This window comes from Cupriavidus respiraculi, assembly GCF_914271545.1.
GTDB lineage: Bacteria > Pseudomonadota > Gammaproteobacteria > Burkholderiales > Burkholderiaceae > Cupriavidus > Cupriavidus respiraculi.
Genome location: NZ_CAJZAH010000005.1, coordinates 187,456 through 208,781, shown reverse-complemented (window position 1 = coordinate 208,781; position 21,326 = coordinate 187,456). Strand labels below are relative to the sequence as shown.

The 21,326-nt window shown below is 69.5% G+C and carries 17 protein-coding genes; 6 read left to right on the top strand and 11 right to left on the bottom strand.

Annotation, left to right across the window (positions count from 1 at the left end):
- Positions 1–130: 130 nt before the first annotated feature.
- The 4 genes from ligA to LDO27_RS20755 form a co-directional block, all read right to left on the bottom strand.
- Positions 131–2,251 (bottom strand): NAD-dependent DNA ligase LigA, encoded by a 2,121-nt coding sequence (ligA, locus tag LDO27_RS20770; protein WP_224043765.1) that lies wholly within the window; start codon positions 2,249–2,251, stop codon positions 131–133.
- Between the two features lie 55 nt (positions 2,252–2,306).
- Positions 2,307–3,629, bottom strand: coding sequence for a cell division protein ZipA C-terminal FtsZ-binding domain-containing protein (locus LDO27_RS20765; protein ID WP_224043764.1), 1,323 nt, complete (start codon positions 3,627–3,629; stop codon positions 2,307–2,309).
- Positions 3,630–3,666: 37 nt separating this feature from the next.
- Positions 3,667–7,182, bottom strand: coding sequence for a chromosome segregation protein SMC (smc, locus tag LDO27_RS20760; RefSeq protein ID WP_224043763.1), 3,516 nt, complete (start codon positions 7,180–7,182; stop codon positions 3,667–3,669).
- A 220-nt stretch (positions 7,183–7,402) separates the two neighbouring features.
- A complete protein-coding gene (locus tag LDO27_RS20755; protein ID WP_224043762.1) occupies positions 7,403–8,386 on the bottom strand; it encodes a DMT family transporter in 984 nt (327 codons plus the stop codon).
- Positions 8,387–8,536: 150 nt separating this feature from the next.
- On the opposite strand from LDO27_RS20755, the gene dapC reads away from it, so the two are divergent.
- The 6 genes from dapC (at position 8,537) to prmB (ending at position 13,673) form a co-directional block, all read left to right on the top strand.
- Positions 8,537–9,748, top strand: a complete 1,212-nt coding sequence (dapC, locus tag LDO27_RS20750; RefSeq protein ID WP_224043843.1) for a succinyldiaminopimelate transaminase — start codon at positions 8,537–8,539, stop codon at positions 9,746–9,748.
- A gap of 66 nt (positions 9,749–9,814) precedes the next feature.
- Entirely contained in the window at positions 9,815–10,642 is an 828-nt protein-coding gene (dapD, locus tag LDO27_RS20745) for a 2,3,4,5-tetrahydropyridine-2,6-dicarboxylate N-succinyltransferase (protein ID WP_222203402.1), read from the top strand.
- 124 nt (positions 10,643–10,766) lie between these two features.
- A complete protein-coding gene (locus LDO27_RS20740) occupies positions 10,767–11,141 on the top strand; it encodes a hypothetical protein (protein WP_224043761.1) in 375 nt (124 codons plus the stop codon).
- A 35-nt stretch (positions 11,142–11,176) separates the two neighbouring features.
- A complete protein-coding gene (locus LDO27_RS20735) occupies positions 11,177–11,536 on the top strand; it encodes an arsenate reductase (RefSeq protein ID WP_224043758.1) in 360 nt (119 codons plus the stop codon).
- Positions 11,537–11,566: 30 nt separating this feature from the next.
- Complete coding sequence (dapE, locus tag LDO27_RS20730; protein WP_224043756.1) at positions 11,567–12,718, top strand: succinyl-diaminopimelate desuccinylase; 1,152 nt, start codon at positions 11,567–11,569, stop codon at positions 12,716–12,718.
- Positions 12,719–12,779: 61 nt separating this feature from the next.
- Positions 12,780–13,673, top strand: coding sequence for a 50S ribosomal protein L3 N(5)-glutamine methyltransferase (gene prmB / locus LDO27_RS20725; RefSeq protein ID WP_222203409.1), 894 nt, complete (start codon positions 12,780–12,782; stop codon positions 13,671–13,673).
- Positions 13,674–13,689: 16 nt separating this feature from the next.
- Here the strand turns inward: prmB and LDO27_RS20720 are convergent, their stop codons facing one another.
- From LDO27_RS20720 to gsiB, 7 genes are all read right to left on the bottom strand, one after another.
- Positions 13,690–14,772, bottom strand: a complete 1,083-nt coding sequence (locus LDO27_RS20720; RefSeq protein ID WP_224043754.1) for a M14 family metallopeptidase — start codon at positions 14,770–14,772, stop codon at positions 13,690–13,692.
- A 266-nt stretch (positions 14,773–15,038) separates the two neighbouring features.
- Positions 15,039–15,791 (bottom strand): hypothetical protein, encoded by a 753-nt coding sequence (locus LDO27_RS20715; protein ID WP_224043753.1) that lies wholly within the window; start codon positions 15,789–15,791, stop codon positions 15,039–15,041.
- 127 nt (positions 15,792–15,918) lie between these two features.
- Positions 15,919–16,737, bottom strand: coding sequence for a M55 family metallopeptidase (locus tag LDO27_RS20710; protein ID WP_222203412.1), 819 nt, complete (start codon positions 16,735–16,737; stop codon positions 15,919–15,921).
- 7 nt (positions 16,738–16,744) lie between these two features.
- Positions 16,745–17,842 (bottom strand): DmpA family aminopeptidase, encoded by a 1,098-nt coding sequence (locus LDO27_RS20705; protein ID WP_377747621.1) that lies wholly within the window; start codon positions 17,840–17,842, stop codon positions 16,745–16,747.
- Positions 17,811–18,722: a glutathione ABC transporter permease GsiD gene (gsiD, locus tag LDO27_RS20700; protein ID WP_222203414.1), complete on the bottom strand. Its 912-nt coding sequence runs from the start codon at positions 18,720–18,722 to the stop codon at positions 17,811–17,813. Before gsiD ends, LDO27_RS20705 begins: the two co-directional genes overlap by 32 nt.
- 7 nt (positions 18,723–18,729) lie before the next feature.
- The gene (gene gsiC / locus LDO27_RS20695; protein ID WP_222203415.1) at positions 18,730–19,650 is read right to left on the bottom strand and encodes a glutathione ABC transporter permease GsiC; all 921 of its coding nucleotides are present in this window, start codon (positions 19,648–19,650) and stop codon (positions 18,730–18,732) included.
- Positions 19,651–19,744: 94 nt separating this feature from the next.
- Positions 19,745–21,292, bottom strand: coding sequence for a glutathione ABC transporter substrate-binding protein GsiB (gene gsiB, locus LDO27_RS20690; protein WP_222204210.1), 1,548 nt, complete (start codon positions 21,290–21,292; stop codon positions 19,745–19,747).
- Positions 21,293–21,326: the final 34 nt, after the last annotated feature.

Below are 21,326 nucleotides of genomic sequence, written 5' to 3'. Positions count from 1 at the left end.
GACCAGCGCAGCCTAACGGTGCCGCGCTATCGTGCTATCCAATTCGGGCAGGAACCATCGCAGGCGAGTCACCTGCGCGAATCGCGGCACGGTTGTCCCGGCGCGCGATCCGCGGCATCGCGGGATGGCCTCAGCCGGCCGACTCCCGCAGCAGGGCGAGCATGGCGGCCTCGTCCAGCACCGGCACGCCGAGCGCGAGTGCCTTGTCCAGCTTGCTGCCCGCCTCCTCGCCGGCGACCACGTAGTCGGTCTTCTTCGATACCGACCCCGCGACCTTGGCGCCGAGGGCCTCGAGCTTTTCCTTCGCTTCCTCGCGCGAGAGCGTGGGCAGCGTGCCGGTCAGCACGAAGGTCTTGCCGGCAAGCGGCGCCGGCGCACGGGCGGCCGGCTCGCTTTCGGGCCAATGGACACCGGCCGCGCGCAGCTGCTCCACCACTTCGACGTTGTGCGGTTCGGCCAGGAAGTTGGCGATCGACTGTGCGACCACCGGCCCCACGTCGTTGACCTCGAGCAGCGCGGCCTCGTCGGCCGCCATCAGGTTGTCCAGCTTGCCGAAATGCCGGGCCAGATCCTTGGCCGTGGCCTCGCCGACATGGCGGATGCCCAGCGCGAAGATGAAGCGGTTCAGCGTGGTTTCGCGCGAGGCCTCGATGGCGGCCACCAGGTTGGCCGCGGACTTGTCGGCCATGCGGTCCAGCGCGGCCAGCTTGGCCACGCCCAGCTTGTACAGGTCGGCGGGCGTGCGCACGATGCCCTGCTCGACCAGTTGATCCACCACCTTTTCGCCCAGGCCCTCGATGTCCATGGCGCGGCGCTGCGCGAAATGCAGCAGCGACTGCTTGCGCTGGGCCGCGCAGATCAGGCCGCCGGTGCAGCGGGCGATCGCCTCGTCTTCCAGCCGCTCGATATGCGAGCCGCAGACGGGGCACGCCACCGGCATGACGAAGGCACGCGCATCGGCGGGCCGGCGCTCCGGCACCACCGCCACCACCTCGGGAATCACGTCGCCGGCGCGGCGCACGATGACCGTGTCGCCGATATGCACGTCCTTGCGGCGGATCTCGTCCTCGTTGTGCAGCGTGGCATTGGTTACCGTCACGCCGCCCACGAACACCGGGGCCAGCCGCGCCACCGGGGTGATGGCGCCCGTGCGGCCCACCTGCACCTCGATATCCTCGACGACCGTGGTCATCTCCTGCGCCGGAAACTTGTGTGCCAGCGCGAAGCGCGGCGCGCGCGAGACGAAGCCCAGGCGTTCCTGGTCGGCCAGCGCGTTGACCTTGTACACCACGCCGTCGATGTCGTAGGGCAGCCGGTCGCGCTTCGCGCCCACCGCCCGATGGAAATCGAGCAGGCCCTGCGCGCCCCGGACCACCGCGCGTTCGGCGCAGACCGGAAAGCCGTACGCGGCCAGGCCCTCGAGCAAGTCGGCATGCGTCGCGGGGCGGTCCACGCCCTGCAGCTCGCCGAGCCCATAGGCGAAGAACGACAGCGGCCGCCGCGCGGTCAGCCGCGGGTCGAGCTGGCGCAGGCTGCCGGCGGCGGCGTTGCGCGGATTGACGAAGGTCTTTTCGCCCGCCTCGGCCTGCCGTGCATTGAGCTTGTCGAACTCGCGCCGGTACATGAAGACCTCGCCGCGCACCTCGATCACCTCCGGCGCCCGGCCCTTGAGCTTGAGCGGCACCGCCTTGATGGTGCGCACGTTGGCGGTCACGTCCTCGCCGGTCTCGCCATCGCCGCGCGTGGCGGCCTGCACGAGCCTGCCGTTCTCGTAGCGCAGCGACATGGCCAGCCCGTCGAACTTCAGCTCGCAGGCGTATTCGACGGCCTCGGCGGCGCTGAACAGGTCCGGCGCCTGCGTCTGCGCCGGCGCGGCGCGGCCCAGCCCCTGCGCGCAGCGCCGGTCGAACGCGACCACGTCCTCGTCGGTGAAGCCATTGCCCAGCGACAGCATCGGCACGCGATGGCGCACCGCCGCGAAGGCAGACACCGGCTGGCCGCCGACGCGCTGCGTCGGCGATTCGGGCGTCAGCAGCTCGGGGTGGGCGGCCTCGATGTCCTGCAGTTCGCGGAACAGCGCGTCGTATTCCGCATCGGGAATCGAGGGTGCGTCCAGCACGTAGTACTGGTAGTTGTGGCGCTCGATTTCCTCGCGCAGCCAGTCGGCGCGCGCCGCCGGCGTCGCCGGGTCCCGGGCATGGGTCGCGGGCGCGGAGGCGTTGGCCTGCGCGCCCTTCTTGTCTGCGGTCATAGCGGCGAATGCCGGAAGCCGTGCGGGCGTTCCGGCGAGAAAGCAGTGGAAAGAATCAGTTGCTGAACAGGCGCAGCGCCACCGGCGAACCGGCCGGCATGCCGCGCGCATCGAGCTTGTCGTACAGCGCCTGCAACTGGGTGAAGATCGCCACGAACGACGCCTCGGTGAGCGGCCGCATGTTGTCGTCCACCAGGCGCGCGCCCATGCGCTGCGCCAGGCTGTCCCCATACTCGCACATCAGCTTCAGCGGCTTGGCCGGCTGCGCGGCCTGCGGCACGTCGAGCAGCAGCGTGATCTGGTGGCCGGCCTTGACCGTCAGGTCGTCGCGCAGGAAGTTGGTATCGCCGAACTGCAGCGTGAACAGCGCCCGCTGGATGCCGTCCTGGTCCGCCTGATAGCGCGTGAAGCGCGTGCCGTCGCGCGACAGCACCAGGCCGTCCTGCGTGGCGACGCTCTGCACATAGGCCGCCGACCACGGCGCGCCGTCCGAAATCACGTTGACACCGAGCTGCACGTCGCAGGTGGCGGCGAAGTTGTCCAGTTCGCGGGCGTTGGCCACGGTCTCCGTCATGTCGGGCAACTCGGCCGACGCGTCCAGCGCCTCCGCCAGCCCTTCCACCGCATTGACGAATTCGGAGAACTCCAGCGCATTCAGCGGCCCGCTGCGGTTCGCCAGTTGCACGGCCACCTGGATGTCTTCGTACTGGTGGCCCGCCGTCACCGGCTCCCACGCGTTGGCCGCCTCGCGCAGCCCTTCGATATGGACCTGCTTGGTGCCGGCGCGGCGCAGCCGCCCCGTCAGCGGCAGGATGCGGTCGCCCGACGCCTTGCGCTCCAGGTGCAGGGGCACGATGCAGTCGATCAGCGGATCGATCACCGCCGGGCGCGGCTGGCCTTCGATCACCGCCAGGTCGCCCTGCTCGTCGGATTGCACGGCGGCGGGAGGTACCGCGGCGCGCGCCGCGGCATCGCCCCGCGCGGCCTGGCCGGTGCCGTAGGCGACTTCCTCGGCGATCTGGTCGTCCGCATCCGCGGACTGCGCCGCCGATGCCGCGGCGGCCGCGAGCGTGGCGTCCCCGGCCTCGTCGGTACCTGCCGTGCGCGCCGCGGGCGTCGCGTCGCCGACGGCGGCCGCGCCACCGGTCAGCGTGGGCTCGCGCCGCTCGATATGATCGGGCGGCGGCGTTTCATGCAGCTTGGCGCTGACTTCGGGCTTGGTCGAGCCGCCGACCACCGGCTCGCGCATCGGCGGCACGTCGTCCTCGGGCTGGAGCGCGCGCGGGCGGCGCGACTTGCGGATCTGCCATTGGTTGTACGCCACCACCAACAGCAGCAGGACGATGCCGGCCACGACCAGAGCGGTTTGCAGGTCCATCACGCGTTCGCCTCCGTCCACTGGATCTGGTATGCCTTCATGCCGCCTCCGCCATCGACACCGCGGCGTCCATGTCCACCGCCACGATGCGGGACACCCCCTGCTCCTGCATCGTCACCCCGATCAGCTGGTGCGCCATTTCCATTGCAATCTTGTTGTGCGAGATAAAGACGAACTGCGTCTTGTCGGACATGCGGGCCACCATGTTGGCGTAGCGCTCCGTATTGGCGTCGTCCAGCGGCGCGTCGACCTCGTCGAGCAGGCAGAACGGCGCCGGGTTGAGCTGGAACATGGCGAACACCAGCGCGATCGCGGTCAGCGCCTTCTCGCCACCGGACAGCAGGTGGATGGTGGAGTTTTTCTTGCCCGGAGGCTGCGCCATCACCTGCACGCCGGCGTCGAGGATTTCCTCGCCGGTCATGATCAGGCGGGCCTGGCCGCCGCCGAACAGCAGCGGGAACAGCTCGCCGAAGTGGTGGTTGACCTGGTCGAACGTGCCCTGCAGCAGCGCGCGGGTTTCCTGGTCGATCTTGTGGATCGCGTCTTCCAGCGTGGTGATGGCGTCGTTCAGGTCGGCCGACTGCGCGTCGAGGAAGGTCTTGCGCTCGCGCGCCGCCGCCAGTTCCTCGAGCGCCGCCATGTTCACCGGGCCCAGCGCGTTGATGGCGTTGTTCAGCCGCGTGACTTCGCCCTGCAGGTACGAGGGCTTGAGGTCCGGCGTGAGCTTGTGCGCGAGCGCGGCCTCGTCCACCTCGGCCGCGGCCAGCTGCTCGGCGAACTGCTCCTGCGCCAGGCGTCCGGCCTGCTCCTTGAGCTGGAATTCGGTGATGCGGTCGCGCAGCGGCTGCAGGCTGCGCTCGGCGGCCAGGCGCTGCTCGTCGAACTTGCGCAGCTCGGCCGACAGCGCGTCGAGCTCGATCCGCGCGGCCCCGAGCTTCTCCTCCTTCTCGGCGCGGCGCTCCAGCGCTTCCTGCAGGCCGGTGTGCGCGGTCTGCTCGTTGATGGTCTCGAGTTCGGCGCGGGCGTTTTCCAGCGATTCGGCGATGCGCTCGGACTGGTCCGCCGACACCTGGATATTGCGGCGCAGCTCGTCGATGCGGTTGACGAGGTTGCGCTCGGCGAACAGCGCCTCCTGTGCCGCGCGTTCGAGGTCGCGCAGCTGGTGGCGCGCGGCGGTCAGCTTCGCGTCCAGCGCCTCGTACGCGATCTGCTGTTCCTCGTGCGCGGCCTGCATGTCGGCCAGCGCGGCATCGTGCTGCTCGAAGCTGGCCTCCGATTCGGCGCGGATGGCGCGCTGCTCGTCGATCTGCGCGCCGATCTCGTCCAGTTCCTCGCGGATCTGGTCGCTGCGGGCGTTGTAGCGCTCCATCGCCTGCGACAGCTTGAGCACGTCCATCTGCAGCGCATGCACGCGGCGCGTGGACTGCTCGGCGCGCGCGCGGGCATCGATCAGCACCGCGCTCGCGTGGGTGTAGGCGGTCTCGGCGCGCACGGCCTGGGACTTGGCCTCGTCCGCCAGCAGCAATTGGGCGCGCGCCTGCTTCTGCAGGTTCTCGATCTCCTGCTCGCGGGCCAGCATGCCGGCCTGTTCGGAGTCGGCGGCATACAGGTGCACCGAGGCGCGGTCCACCAGATGGCCCTCGGCCACGACGAAGCACGCGCCCTCGGGCAGCGTGGCGCGCGCGGCCAGCGCGCTCTCCATGTCGGTGGCCGTGTAGACATCGCGCAGCCATTCCTGCATCACCGCGCGGATGCCCGGCTCGGTGATCTGCACCAGCGACATCAGCGGGCGCAGGCCGGCCGGTGTCTCCAGCGGGCGCGCCGCCGACGGCGGCGTATAGAAGGCCAGCTTGGCGGGCGGGGCATCGGCCAGCAGGGACTTGACCCAGTCCAGGTTCGAGACTTCGAGCGCCGCCAGCTTTTCGCGCAGCACCGCTTCGAGCGCGCTTTCCCAGCCCGGCTCGATATGCACCTTCTTCCACAGGCGCGGCAGCTCGGCCAGTTCGTGCCGGGCCAGCCACGGCTGCACCTTGCCCTGGCTCTGCACGTTCTCCTGCAGCTGGCGCAGCGCGGCCAGGCGCGCTTCCAGCGCCGCGATGGCGGCCGCCTCGCTCTGCACGCGCTCCTGCGCGGCGCGGCGCTCGGCATCCAGGCGCGGCAGATTGTCTTCGGCGTCGGCCAGCAGGGCCTGCGCCTCTTCCAGGCTGGCCTCGTGCTCGGCCAGTTCGGCGCGCAACGCCTCCAGCCGCGTTTCGTCGGGGCGGTCCAGGCCCTTCTGCTCCAGCGACAGGCGCTCGCGGCGCTGCTCCAGCTGCTGCAGGTTCTGGTCGGCGCTGCGCTGCTGCGCCGCTTCCAGCTTGAGTTGCTGCTCGGCCTGCATGATGCCCGCGCGCTGTTCGTTGGCGAGCGCCTGCGCGTCGCGCCACTGGCCTTCCAGCGTGGGCAGCTCGTCCGACTTCTGCGCCACCGCGTCCTGCGCCTCGACGGTGCGCCCCTCGGCCACCGCCAGCTCTTCCTCGGCGCGCGCCAGGTCGTCGTTGGCCTGCTCGGCCTTGCCCTGCCACTGCTCGCGCTGGGCCGTCAGCGCGGCGATCTGGGCCTGCGCGCGGTTGCGCGACTCGACCACGAAGCGGATCTCCGCCTCGAGCTTGCTCACTTCGGCATTGGCCTCGTAAAGCGCGCCCTGCGCGGCATGCATGCCGTCGGAGGCGGCATAGTGCGCCGCGCGCATGGTTTCCAGTTCGGCCTCGACGTGGCGCAGCTGCGCCATCTGCGCTTCGAGGTCGATCTGGGCCTGCTCGATGGCCCGCTGGTTGCGCTCCTGCTCGGCCTGGGCCTCGCGCTTGCGCAGCAGCCACAGCAGGTGCTGCTTCTCCTCGCCGTCGGCCTGCAGCGCCTTGAAGCGCTGGGCAACCTCGGCCTGGCCTTCGAGCTTTTCGAGGTTGCTGCCGAGCTCGCGCAGGATGTCCTCGACCCGGGTCAGGTTCTCGCGCGTGTCGGACAGGCGGTTCTCGGTCTCGCGGCGCCGCTCCTTGTACTTGGAGACGCCGGCCGCTTCCTCCAGGAAGATCCGCATGTCGTCGGGCTTGGCCTCGATGATGCGCGAGATCATGCCCTGGCCGATGATGGCGTAGGCGCGGGGGCCGAGGCCGGTGCCCAGGAAGATGTCCTGGATATCGCGGCGGCGCACCGGCTGGTTGTTGATGTAGTAGGAAGAGGTGCCGTCGCGCGTGAGCACGCGCTTGACCGCGACCTCGGCGTACTGGCTCCACTGGCCGGCGGCGCGGCCTTCGGCGTTGTCGAACACCAGCTCGACGCTGGCGCGGCCGGCCGGCTTGCGGGCGGTGGAACCATTGAAGATCACATCCTGCATCGACTCGCCGCGCAGCTCGGAGGCGCGCGACTCGCCGAGCACCCAGCGCACCGCGTCGATGATGTTGGACTTGCCGCAGCCGTTGGGACCGACGATGCCGACCAGTTGGCCCGGCACTTGAAAATTGGTGGGATCGACGAAGGACTTGAAGCCCGCCAGCTTGATCGAGGACAGTCGCACGGTTGGTCTGGAGGTATCGGCTATTGCAGCGTTCAGGGACCGGGCTGCGCGGCAACCGGGGGCGCGGCGTGCCGATGACGCCTCACCCCGGGCGCGCCTGTGCCCGAAAGTTGGCGCTAATCATACCATCGGTGACCCGCGTTCCCGCCGCTTTCCGGGCGCCCGCGGGGGTGTTCTGCCGCACTGCAACGCGCGCCGCGGCGGGCTCGCCGGACGGGCGCTATTGCGGCATCAGGCCCCGGTCCGGCGGCTGGGATGCGGCCTGCGGCGCACGCCGCGGGCGGTGCACCAGGCCCGACAAGGCGCCGGCGAGGATGATGCAGAGACCCCCGGCGCCCTCCTTCCAGCTCAGGGTCTCGGTGGCGAGCCACCAGGACGACACCGCGGCCACCACGATCTCGAACAGCATCAGCAGGGAGACGCGGTTGGCCGGCAGCCGCTGCAGGCCGTATTGCACCACGGCATTGCCCACCACCAGCGTCGCCGCGAGGCCCACGGCCAGCAGGGGCGCGGCCACGGTGGCCTGGGGCGCAAGGGCCACCGCGCCGCCCTCGAGCCACAGCGCGCAGGGCACGCCAACCGAGGCGCCGCCCAGGAAGACCACCACCGTGCGCAGCCGGCCGTCCATGTCCGGAAAGCGCTGGGCGGCGCGCAGCGACAGCACGTTGTTGGCCGCGAACGCCATGCCCGCCACCAGTCCTGCCCATTCGGCCGCATTGGCCGGCACCGGCACGCCGACCTCCGGCGTCCACAGCATCAGGCCCGCGCCGAACAGCGCCAGCGCGACCAGCAGCAGGCCCGGCGCGGACAGCCGCTCGCCCAGGAACAGCCGCGCGAACACGGCGGTCCAGACCGGGGTCAGGTAGAACAGCAGCAGCACGCGCATGACATGGCCATTGACGCTGCCCCAGACGAAGCCGACGTTGGTCACGCCCGCCGCCAGCCCGATCGCCACGAACAGCCAGGACCAGCGGAACGTGGGCAGATGCCGGCGCAGCGCCAGCAGGGCCAGCAGCGCGGCGAGCGAGCTCACCACGGCGGCGGCGGTCATGCCGCCCAGGCCCCAGCCGGCCAGCAGCCGATACGGAAACCAGGCGATGCCCCATACCGAGGCGCCGATCAGGATCGACAGCGAGGACTTGATGGAATGGGGATCGTGGGCACGCGGCGCGGTCGCCGGCGTGCTGCCTTGCTCGTGATTCATGGAACTCCGGAGTGCCTCGGCGGGAGGCGAAGGATGGGGATCGGGGCATGGTCTCGCGCGCGGCCCTGCGCGCGGCCGGCGCCATGCGCCCTTCCTCTATAATGCTGCGTTTCAACCGGCCTTCGAACTCAAGTGAATCCGCGCCCGAATCTGAACCCGCGTCTGGACCTGCTGCAGCCCTACCCCTTCGAGAAACTGAAGGCGCTGTGCGCGGACATCGCGCCGAACGCGGCGCTGGCGCCGATCAGCTTCGGCATCGGCGAACCCAAGCATCCGACGCCCGAGTTCATCAAGGCCGCGCTGTCCGGCTCGCTCGCGGGGCTGGCGAATTATCCCACAACGGCCGGCGCCGACAGCCTGCGCAAGGGCATCGCCGCCTGGCTGGAACGGCGCTACGGGCTGCCCCGCGTCGACATGGCGCAGGTCCTGCCGGTGACCGGCTCGCGCGAGGCGCTGTTCTCGTTCGCGCAGACCGTGATCGACGGCACCCGCCCCGGCGCGCTGGTGCTGTGCCCCAATCCGTTCTACCAGATCTACGAAGGCGCGGCCCTGCTGGCCGGCGCCACGCCGGTCTTCGCCAACAGCGATCCGGCGCGCAATTTCGCCCCCGCCTTCGACCGCATCGCCGACGATGCGTGGGCCCGCGTGCAGCTGGTCTACGTCTGCTCCCCCGGCAATCCGACCGGCGCCGTGCTGTCGCTGGACGACTGGAAGCAGCTGTTCGCGCTGTCCGACCGCCACGGCTTCGTGATCGCCTCGGACGAGTGCTATTCCGAAATCTATTTCGACGAGGGCCGCCCGCCGCTGGGCGCCCTGGAGGCCGCGCACAAGCTGGGCCGCGGCTTCGAGCGGCTGGTGATGTTCTCGAGCCTGTCCAAGCGCTCGAACGTGCCGGGCCTGCGCTCCGGCTTCGTCGCGGGCGACGCCGCGCTGCTCAAGGCCTTCCTGCTGTATCGCACCTACCATGGCGGCGCGATGAACCCGGCGGTGCAGGCCGCCAGCCTGGCCGCCTGGAACGACGAGGACCACGTGCGCGAGAACCGCGCCGCCTATGTGCGCAAGTTCGCCGAGGTCACGCCCATGCTGGCCGAGGTGCTGGACGTCGCGCTGCCGGACGCCGGCTTCTACCTGTGGGCCGACGTCTCGCGCACCGGCCTGACCGATACGGAATTTGCGGCACGGCTGCTGGCCGAGCAGAACGTGACCGTGCTGCCCGGCAGCTATCTGGCCCGCGAGGCCGACGGGGTCAATCCGGGCGCGAACCGTGTCCGCATGGCGCTGGTCGCCACGCCCGAGGAGTGCCTCGAAGGCGCGCGCCGCATCGTCGATTTCTGCCGCTCGCTGCAGGCCCGCGGCGCCTGACCCGGCTCGCCCGCGGCTGCGCGGGCCGCCATATCCGAACAACGCTCAACCACTGAAAACAACGCTATGACGCAAGCACTGCAAGCCCTCATCGACCAGGCCTGGGAAGACCGCGCCAGCCTGTCGCCGAAGTCCGCCCCCGCCGATATCCGCGAAGGCGTGGCCAATGTGATCGCCCAGCTGGACACCGGCGCGCTGCGCGTGGCCGAGAAGCAGGGCAAGGACTGGGTCGTCAACCAGTGGGTCAAGAAGGCCGTGCTGCTGTCCTTCCGCCTGGAAGACAACGCGCCGATGGCCGCCGGCGGCTTCGCCCAGTTCTACGACAAGGTGCCGACCAAGTTCGCCGGCTGGACCGCCGACGACTTCGCCAAGGGCGGCTTTCGCGTGGTGCCGCCCGCCGTGGCCCGCCGCGGCTCGTTCATCGCGAAGAACGCGGTGCTGATGCCCTCCTACGTCAATATCGGCGCCTATGTGGACGAAGGCACCATGGTCGACACCTGGGCGACCGTGGGCTCGTGCGCGCAGATCGGCAAGAATGTCCACCTGTCCGGCGGCGTGGGCATCGGCGGCGTGCTGGAGCCGCTGCAGGCCAATCCCGTGATCATCGAGGACAACTGCTTCATCGGCGCGCGTTCGGAAGTGGTCGAAGGCGTGATCATCGAGGAAAACTCGGTGATTTCGATGGGCGTGTACCTGGGCCAGTCGACCAAGATCTACGATCGCGAAACCGGCGAGATCCACTACGGCCGCGTGCCGGCGGGCTCGGTGGTGGTGGCGGGCAACCTGCCGTCCAAGGATGGCAAGTACAGCCTGTACTGCGCCGTGATCGTCAAGAAGGTCGACGCGCAGACCCGCGCCAAGACCAGCCTGAACGAGCTGCTGCGCGGCGACTGAGCCCGACCGCCATCGGCACATGACGTACTTCGCCGCGGCTGCGCCGTGGCGAAGCGGCGGCCCGGTTGCGGGCCGCATGTCTTTCCCGCGCGAGTTCACCGTGCCCCTATTCCGCAAGCGATTCATGGCCCTAGATCCCGCTACCGTCAGTACCGTGCTGTCCCTGTTGCCGACCATTCTCGAGCAGGCCAACAAGACCATCGAGAAGATCAAGAAGGGCAAGCGCAAGGACGAGGCCGGCGGCACCTCCGACGTGCCCGGCGAGATCGCGGGCGGACGCGACACCGCGACCCGCATCGCCGAGCTGGAGCACGCCGCCGTGCAGCAGGCCGAGACCGTCAAGATGCTCGCCGAGCAGCACGCCATCACCATCGAGGCCTTGCGCAAGGAGGCCGCGCGGCTGGATCGCCGGCTGCGCCTGATGACCGCCGTGGCGATGGCCGGCTTCGCGCTCGGGCTGGCCGGCGTGGTGGTGGCCGTGAACGCGCTGCTGCGCTGAACTGCGCTGACCTACTTACCGATCCGATGCAAGCCATGACCGTTCAGCTCTACGGCATTCCCAACTGCGATACCGTCAAGAAAGCCCGCACCTGGCTCACCGCCAACGCGGTGGATCATGACTTCCACGACTTCAAGAAGCAGGGTGTGGACGAGGCGCTGCTGCGCGGCTGGCTGGCCCAGGTGCCGCTCGCCACGCTGCTCAACCGCAAGGGCACCACGTGGCGCGCGCTGTCGGACGCCGACAAGGCGCGCGCGGACACCGAGGCTGGCGCGATCGCGCTGATGCGGCAGAGCCCCTCGCTGATCAAGCGGCCGGTGCTGGTGCACGGCGACCGCGTCGCCGTGGGCTTCGCCGCCGACCAATACGCCAGCCTGTTTCCCGCCGGTGCCTGAAACCGCCCTGACCCGCCTACCCCCGCCGCCATGACCGCCACCCTCGCCCTTACCGAAGACCTGATCCGCCGCCGTTCGGTGACCCCCGCCGACGAAGGCTGCCAGGCCGTGCTGGAGGCCCGCCTCACCGCGCTGGGCTTCCAGTGCGAATCCATCGTCAGCGGCCCCGACACCTTCCGTGTGACGAACCTGTGGGCCGTGCGGCGCGGCACGCTCGGCGCGCAAGGCAAGCTGCTCGCCTTCGCCGGCCACACCGACGTGGTGCCCACCGGCCCGCTGGAGCAGTGGCAGTCCGACCCGTTCCTGCCGACGCATCGCGACGGCAAGCTCTACGGCCGCGGCGCCGCCGACATGAAAACCTCGATCGCCGCCTTCGTGGTGGCGGTGGAAGAGTTCGTGCAGGCCAATCCGGAGCACAAGGGATCGATCGCCTTCCTGATCACCAGCGACGAGGAAGGCCCCGCGCACGACGGCACCATCAAGGTGGTGCAGGCGCTCAAGGCGCGCGGCGAGCGGCTCGACTACTGCGTGGTGGGCGAGCCCACCTCGGTCGATACGCTCGGCGACATGGTCAAGAACGGCCGCCGCGGCTCGCTGTCCGGCAAGCTGACCGTCAAGGGCGTGCAGGGCCATATCGCCTATCCCCATCTGGCGAAGAACCCCATCCATCTCGCGGCGCCCGCGCTGGCGGAGCTGGCCGCCGAAAGCTGGGATGCCGGCAACGAGTATTTCCCGCCGACCACGTGGCAGATGTCGAACATCCATGCCGGCACCGGGGCCACCAACGTGATCCCGGGCCACGTGACCATCGACTTCAATTTCCGCTTCTCGACGGCCAGCACGCCCGACGGCCTGAAGGACCGCGTGCATGCGCTGCTGGACCGCCACCAGCTCGACTACACGCTGGACTGGACGCTCGGGGGCGAACCGTTCCTGACGCCGCGCGGCGAACTGTCCGAGGCGCTGTCCGGCGCCATTGCCGCGGAAACCGGCGTGCAGACCGAGCTGTCCACCACCGGCGGCACCTCGGACGGCCGCTTCATCGCAACCATCTGCCCGCAGGTGATCGAGTTCGGGCCGCCCAACGCCAGCATCCACAAGATCGACGAGCACGTCGAGGTACGCTTCATCGAGCCGCTGAAGAACGTCTATCGCGGCGTGCTGGAACGCCTGGTCGCCTGACCGACTGAATGTCCCGGGGCGCCGCGGCGCCCCTCATCGCACCCCACTCCCCCTTTCCGCCATGGCCACTCTTCAAGAACTCCGTACCGTCCGCGATCTGCTGCGCCTGGCGGTCTCGCGCTTTTCCGCCGCCAAGCTCTCGTTCGGCCACGGCACCGACAACGCCTACGACGAGGCGGTCTATCTGATCCTGCATACGCTGAACCTGCCGCTCGATACGCTGGACCCCTTCCTGGACGCGCGCCTGCTCGACGACGAGATCGCGGCGGTGCTCGCCGTGCTGGACCGCCGCGTCAACGAGCGCGTGCCGGCGGCCTACATCACGCGGGAAGCGTATATGCACGGCATGCGCTTCTATGTGGACGAGCGCGTGATCGTGCCGCGCAGCTTCCTCGGCGAACTGCTGCACGACGGCCTCGATCCGTGGCTGGGCGGCTCTACCCCGCTGTGCACCGTGCTCGACCTGTGCACTGGGTCGGGTTGCCTGCCGATCCTGGCGGCGCATGCCTGGCCGCAGGTGCATGTCGACGCCGTCGATATCTCGCCCGATGCGCTGGAAGTGGCGCGCCGCAATGTCGACGACTATGGCATGCAGAACCGCATCACGCTGCACGAAGGCGACCTGTACGCGCCCCTGCCGGCCGGCGCGGCCTACGACCTGATCCTGAGCAATCCACCCTATGTGAACGAGGGCTCGATGCAGGCGCTGCCGCCGGAGTACCAGGCCGAGCCGCGCATCGCGCTGGCCGGCGGCGACGACGGCATGGACGTGGTGCGCCGCATCGTGGCCGGGGCGAAGGCGCGGCTCAATCCGGGCGGCGTGCTGGTGGTCGAGATCGGCAACGAGCGGCCCTATGTGGAGGCCGCCTTCCCCGATCTCGCACTGGTGTGGCTGCCGGTCACCGCGGGGGACGACCAGGTCTTCCTGCTGACCTACGAAGCGCTGCCCGGCTGACCGCCGGCCGCGTAGATCAGCGCAGCGACCCGACCGCCGCCCGCACCGCGGCAGCGGTCTGCTCCACCACCTCGGCCCGCCAGTCGTCGCTGTCGCCGTAGAACGCCCGCCACATCCCGTCGCGTATCCGCTCGCGCTGGTTGCTGTCCGCCTCCGGATGCAGATGCAGCCAGTGGTCGCCGCGCAGCGCATCCAGCACCTCTCCCAGCGGCACCGTGCCGAACTCCAGCGCGATGCCGGCATAGTCCAGCGTCGGCAGCGTCTGCGGCACCGCATGCCACGCGAGGCCGGTCAGCGGCGCGGACGTCGACGAGCCATCGTAGGTCGAGGTCACCCGCGCGCCCCAGATCGCCCGTGTCTTGCCGACCTGCGCCGCGTCGTCCGGCCCCATGTAGATCGGTTCGCCATACCCGCGCGGGCCGAGCCCGGTGTGGATATCGACCCACCGCAGCGCGGTACGGCCGGCGCCGTGGCGGGCGAGGATGCGGCGCAGCGTGTAGTTGCTCCACGTGGCGGCCTGCCCGCCGAAGAACATGCCGCGTGGGTCCTCGTACTGGCCGGCGCTGACGGCCGCCTGATACCACGCCATGCCCTTCTCCGCGACGATCCTCGCCAGCGCGGCCTCGTCCCGTTCCGAAGGCGGCCACTGCGCCGGCAGCAGCAGCGGCGCGACCTCGCGGTACGCGGCGTTGCCCGGCAGCGGCTTCGTGAAGTCCATGAAATTGCGGTTCAGGTCGACGTTGTCCTCGTTGACCCGCCGCATGTGCGAGAAGCCGAACGGATTGACCGCATGCACCAGCAGCAGCGCCACGCCGGCGTCCGCGCATTCTCGGGCCAGGTCGGCGTCGCCCAGCAACCGCACCTGCGCCCCGGAGCCGCAATAGCCTTCCGCGCCGTGCATGCCGCAGGTGACCAGCACGAAGCGCTGCGCCAGGGGCTCACCCAGCCACGCCGCGTCCATCGCCAGTTCTTCGTCATCGAGGCCGCGCCGGGTCGGATGTGGGAACGGCGTCAGGCTGGCGCCCGCACGGCTGGCGGCTTGCTGGAACTTCGTGCGGGCTTCGGCGTAGCTGCGGGAAAAACCGTCGTGCAGGGTCATGGCGGTTTGGCGCGAGTGGGCGGTGTGGGTATTAGACGCGATGTGGGGGCGGATGAACAGACGGGTTTTGGTGTGGGTCGATCCGGCTTCTCGGGTGCTGCGGGCGGTCACCCTGACCCCCGCCCCTCTCCCGCTGGCGGGAGAGGGGAGAAAACAGTTGGCACTTCCAAGACCCGTGGTTTGCTCCCCTCTCCCGCAAGCGGGAGAGGGGCCGGGGGTGAGGGTGACCGCTCGCCAAGAGCGGCGACCCGCGCATTACGCAACCATCAGAATTCCCCGCTGTCCCCCGTCCCCACCACCGCGACCGCAAACGCCCGCGGATGCAGGCTCAGCCCCGACTTCGCCACCTGCGCGGGCGTGAGCGCCAGATGCCGCGCCAGCCAGTCCATCAGCCCGCGCACGAACCTGGCGTGCTCCGGCCGCGGGGAGGCGCGCAGCTGGCGTTCGAGCTGCACATGGGCGGTATAGACATCGAGCAGGTTGGTGGTCTTGAGCTTGACCGGCGTGGCGGGGCTCGCCTCGATGGCCAGGATGCGGCGTGCCTGCGCGAGCGTCAGCTGGCCGGTGCGCGCGAACGCGGCATGGAGTTCCTCCAGCGGGGAAAACCTCACGCTTGGCTGGATGCGCGGCAGGCCGCCGACCTTGTCCATGCGCAGCACCAGATAGCGGATGGCGGCCGCCCGCAGCGCCGCCTCCTCGGCGGGGGAGCCGGGCGCGCGGCGCGATGGCACCGCCGTGGCGCGCGATCCGGCACCCGGCTCCCCAGCGGCATCGCGCGCGGTGTAGTCGGGAATTCCGGTCAGGCGGGCCGGATCGCCGACGACGGCGCGCGCGCAGTCCGGTCCGAAGGGATGCTCGTGGCCGTCGGCATCGCGCAGGATATAGGCGTGGCCCGAGGGAATGCCATGGCCGCGGGCCTGGCCGTCGCGGCCGGTGCAACGGCTGCCGGGTTCGACGAAATCCCTGCGCACCGCGGTCCAGCCGCCTGGCGCCGTCGCACCGTCGAGTCGTGAAATCATGAGGTAATGCCTGCCACGTGAAGCGACGCGAGCGCGTCCAGCCGGCATTGTCGCCCATCGCGGCGGCGCGGTGCCGCCTTATTTCACTGCCCGCTTCGCCCCCGGACCGCCGCCCGGGTTCGCCTCCCTACTTCAGCATGAACGACATCGCCGACAGGCAGTTCAGCATGCGCACGGCCGATTGCACCGTGGGCGCATCGAAGGCCAGCGTCACGCCGTCCACGCGCTCCAGCGTGGGCCACTGGCAGAACAGGTCGGCGTGCGCGGGCGTCTGCGTCTGCAGGCGGCAGGCGATGGGCCCGGCGATCTCGAAGGGGCGCGCGGCATCCGCCTGGCGCACCGCCTGCTCCACCGTCTGCGCGATCGTCTCGCACGCGGCCGCCGGCGACAGCGTGTTGCCGCTGCCCTGCCCGGCCGCCGTCTTGACCTGCGCATAACGCACCCACGGCATCAGCTCGCGCGTCTCGGCGACAAAGACATCGTCGCCGCTGGCCATCAGCACCGGCACGCCCAGTTCGCCGGCGAGCGCGCCATAGAGTCCGGCCTCGCCCAGTTCCTGCGCGTTGAACCAGACGCGGGCGAACGCCCCGCTGTTGATGGTGTGGGCGAGGATGCCGCGGCTTTGCGCGCGGCCGTGGTAGCCGACCATGCAGACGCCGTCGCAGCCGGACTCGATGCCGCTCATCATGCCCAGATAGCGGGGCTTGCCGAGCACCAGTCGGGCGCGCGGGTCCAGCAGGTCCGGCACCAGGTTGCGAAAGCCCCCGTGCGAGTCGTTGACCAGCACCTCGGTGGCACCGCCCGCGAAGGCGCCCTGCACCGCCGCGTTCGCCTCGCGCGTCATCCAGGCGCGGGCGCGTTCGTATTCGCCGTTGCCGGCGCGGGTCTGCTCGGGATGGAAGACGCCCGCGACGCCTTCGATATCGGTGGAAATCAGGATTCGCATGTCGCTTTCAGGAACGCAGCCGCGCCGGCAGATCCGGCATCAGTTCGCGCAGGCCGGCGCGGCGATGGCCATCGCGGCCAGTCACGCCCTGCGCCAGCCATAGCGCGTGGTAGATCGCCTGCTCGACGCTGTCGGCGGCGGCATGGAACAACGGATCGAGCCGGCTCTCGTGCAGCATCGCCACCGAGGGCATCGCCGCGTCGGCGTCCTGCGGCACCGTGTACGCGGTGGAAAACGCCAGCGCGATATCGCCCGAGCCGTGGCCGAACACCGACCCCGTGCGGGCCAGCCCCGCGCCGGCGCGCAGCGACAGCCGGCGCAGCTGGCGGGCGTCGAGCGGCGCGTCGGTGGCGAGGATCATGATGATCGAGCCTTTCTCCGGGCCGGCCTGCTGCGCATCGAGCCGGGCCTGCAGTTCCTCGCCCAGGCGCTTGCCCGCCATCGTCAGCGTCGGCAGCGTGCCGAAGTTCGACAGCACCAGCGCGCCGACGTGGAAGCCGCCCGGCACCTGCCGCGACGCGGAACCGATGCCGCCCTTCAGCCCGAACGACGACATGCCCCGGCCGGCGCCGACCGCGCCCTGGGCGAAGTCCGCGGCCGCCGCGGCGCACGCCGCCGCATAGTGCGGCTCGCCCACCGCCATCGTCTGGATATCGTTCAGATGCCCATCGTTGCACTCGAACACCAGCGGATTGACCGTGGGCCAGGCGCGCCCGATCTCCGGGTTCGCCGCCACCGCGTGGCGGATCTGCGCCTGGGCCACGGCGCCCACGGCGAAGGTGTTGGTCAGCGCGATGGGCGTCTCCAGCACGCCCAGCTCGTCCACCTGCACCAGCCCGACGCTCTTGCCGAAGCCGTTGATGACGGCCGCCGCGGCCGGCACCTTGGCGGCAAAGGGATCGCCGCCGTGCGGCATCACCACCGTGACGCCGGTCTGGAGCGCGCCCGCGTCCAGCGTGCAATGGCCCACCGTGACGCCGGGCACGTCGGCGATGCTGTTGCGCCTGCCCGGCGCAAGCGCGCCGACCTGCGGCAGATCGGCGGCAGTTGCCTGGTTCATCGTCAGCCCGCTCTCAGCGCCGGTCGATCTTCGGGTCGAGCGCATCGCGCAGCCCGTCGCCCAGCAGGTTGAACGCGAGCACCGTCAGGAAGATCGCCAGGCTCGGGAAGATGGCCACGTGCGGCGCGGTGACCATGTCGGCGCGCGCCTCGTTGAGCATCGCGCCCCACTCCGGCGTGGGCGGCTGCGCGCCCAGGCCCAGGAACGAGAGGCTGGCCGCGGTGATGATCGAGGTGCCGATCCGCATCGAGAAATACACGACGATGGACGAGATGGTGCCCGGCAGGATATGGCGCATCAGGATGGTCCAGTCGGACGCGCCGATGCTGCGGGCAGCCTCCACATACGTCAGCCGCTTGAGCATCAGCGTATTGCCGCGCACCAGCCGCGCGAACGCCGGAATGCTGAACACCGCAACCGCGAAGATCACGTTGGTCATGCCGTTGCCCAGGATGGCGACGATGCCGATGGCCAGCAGGATGCCGGGGAAGGCGAACAGCACGTCGGAGATGCGCATCACGATGCGGTCCCACCAGCCTTCGTAGTAGCCGGCGAGCAGCCCCAGCACGGTGCCGACGATGGCGCCGATGATGACCGACAGGAAGCCGGCGGCGAGCGAAATCCGCGTGCCGGCCAGGATGCGGCTCAGGATATCGCGCCCGAGCGAATCGACGCCGAACCAGTGCGCGGCGGAGGGCCCCGCGTTCAGTGCGTCGTAGTCGAAGTAGTTCTCGGCGTCGTAGGGCGCGATATACGGCGCGAACACCGCGATCAGCACCAGCAGCAGCACGAACACCGCGGCGCCCAGCGCCAGGTGCTGCTTGCGGAATTTGCGCCAGAACTCGGTCCAGGGCGTGCGCACGGCTTCGGGCGCCGTGTTGGCCTGAGGTGCCGCGGCGGTGGCAGGCGTGGAAAGCTGGGTCATGCCGGCCTCACTTGTAGCGAATGGTGGGGTTGATCACCGTGTACAGCAGATCCACCACCAGATTGATCAGAATGAATTCGAGCGAGAACAGCAGCACCTCGGCCTGGATGACCGGGTAGTCGCGCATCTCGACGGCATCCACCAGCAGGCGGCCAAGGCCGGGCCAGTTGAACACCTTCTCGACCACGATCGAGCCGCCCAGCAGGAAGCCGAACTGCAGGCCCATCATGGTCACCACGGGAATCATCGCGTTGCGCAGGCAGTGCTTGAGCACGATCACGGTCTCGCGGGCGCCCTTGGCGCGCGCGGTGCGCACGAAGTCTTCCTGCAGCACTTCGACGAAGGAGGCGCGGGTAAAGCGGGCCATCACCGCGGCCACCGCCGCGCCCAGCGTGATCGAGGGCAAGACATAGTGCTTCCAGCTCTCTGCGCCGATCGACGGCAGCCAGCCCAGCTGCACGGAAAAGACTTCCATCAGCAGCATGCCCAGCGCGAAGGCGGGAAAGGAAATACCGGAGACCGCCAGCGTCATGCCGAAGCGGTCGGGCCAGCGATTGCGCCACACCGCCGAGCAGATGCCGATCAGCATGCCGAAGATCACCGCCCACACCATCGAGGCGAGCGTCAGGTACAGCGTCGGCATGAAGCGGTCGCCGATCTCCTCGCTGACGGGCCGCTTGGTACGCAGCGAATTGCCGAACTCGCCTTGCAGCGCGTTGGTGAAGAAGGTCACGAACTGCTCCGGCAGCGGCTTGTCCAGTCCGAGGTCCTTGCGCACCAGTTCCACCGTGGCCTGGTCGGCCTCGGGGCCGGCGGCGAGACGGGCCGGATCGCCCGGCAGCATGTGGACGAACAGGAAGACCAGCACCGCCACGATCAGCAGTGTGGGAATGACGCCGAGGCATCGTTTGACAAAGTAATTCAGCATGACGTACCAGGTGAGGAAAGACCGTTGGCCGCCCGCCCCCTGCCCCCGCGACTTCAGGGCAGGCGGCCCCACGGCTTGCTGCGGCTACTGCAACTTATTGCTTGACGTCGATGTCGTCGAAGTTGAACGACCCGTCAGGCATCACGTAGGCGCCGCTCATGCGCTTGCTGCGCGCGAACAGCACCTTTTCGGTCACCAGGAAGGCCCACGGCGCATCGGCCCAGATGCGCTGCTGCGCGTCCTTGTACAGCTTCGCCTTCTCGGCGCGGTCCGTGGTGCGCAGCGCGCCGGCGATGTCGGCGTCCACCTGGTCGTTCTTGTAGTAGGCGGTGTTCAGCAGCTTCGGCGGCATCGACTCCGAGGCCAGCAGCGGACGCAGCGCCCAGTCCGACTCGCCAGTCGAGGACGACCAGCCCACGTAGTACATGCGCACGCCGGCGTCCTCGGGCTTCTGCACGCTCTCGACCTTCTCCACGCGCTGGCCCGCTTCCAGGGCCTGCACCGATGCCTTGATGCCGACCTGCTGCAGCTGCTGCTGCACGAACTGGATCACTTTCTGCGCGGTGGTGTGGTTGTACGCGGACCACAGCGTGGTCTCGAAGCCGTTCGGGTAGCCGGCTTCCTTCAGCAGCGCGCGCGCCTTGGCCGGATCGTACGGCCACGGGCCCAGCTTCTCGGCGAAGTCCACGCCCGGGGGCACCACGCCTTCGGCGGGCACCGCATAGCCGGCGAACGCCACCTTGGCCAGCGCTTCCTTGTTGATCGCGTAGTTGATCGCCTGGCGCACCTTGGGGTCGTTGAACGGCTTGACCTGCGTGTTCAGCGACAGGTAGCGCTGGATGATCGACGGCGCGGCGATCAGGTCCACCTTGGCGCTGCCCTTGAGCACCGCGGCCTGCTCGAACGGAATGCTGAAGGCGAAGTCGGCCTCGCCGGTTTGCATCACGGCGGCGCGCGTATTGTTGTCAACCACCGGCTTCCAGGTGATGGTGTCGATCTTGGGCAGGCCCGTGCGCCAGTAGCCGGCGAACTTCTTGCCCTTCAGGTGATCGGGCTGCTTCCACTCGACGAACTCGAACGGTCCGGTGCCGACCGGGTTGAAGGCGATGTCCTTGCCGTACTTCTTCAGCGCGGTGGGCGAGATCATCACGGCCGACGGATGCGACAGCACGTTGATGAACGGCGAGAACGGCTCCTTCAGCGTGATGCGCACCGTGCCGGCGTCGACCACCTCGGTCTTGGCCACGCGGTTGAACAGCGTGTAGCGCTTGAGCTTGTTGGCCGGATCGGTGACGCGGTCGAGGTTGACCTTGACGGCCGTGGCGTCGAACGTGGTGCCGTCGTGGAACTTGACGCCCTTCTTCAGCTTGATGGTGTAGGACAGGCCGTCCTTGCTGACGTCATAGCTCTCGGCCAGCACGTTGACCAGCTTCATGTCCTTGTCCAGGCCGAACAGCCCCTGGTAGAAGGTCTTCGACACCGCCTGCGACAGCGTGTCGTTGGAGTCGTACGGGTCCAGCGTGGTGAAGGTGGACGCCACCGCCATCACGGCATCCTTGGCGGCGAAGGCGGGACCTGCGGTCAGTGCCGCCAGGGCCAGGCCGCCGGCGAGCAGCGTGGACGGGGCCAAACGGGGGAACATCATTGATTTCTCCTTACGACGGGTCGATACATCA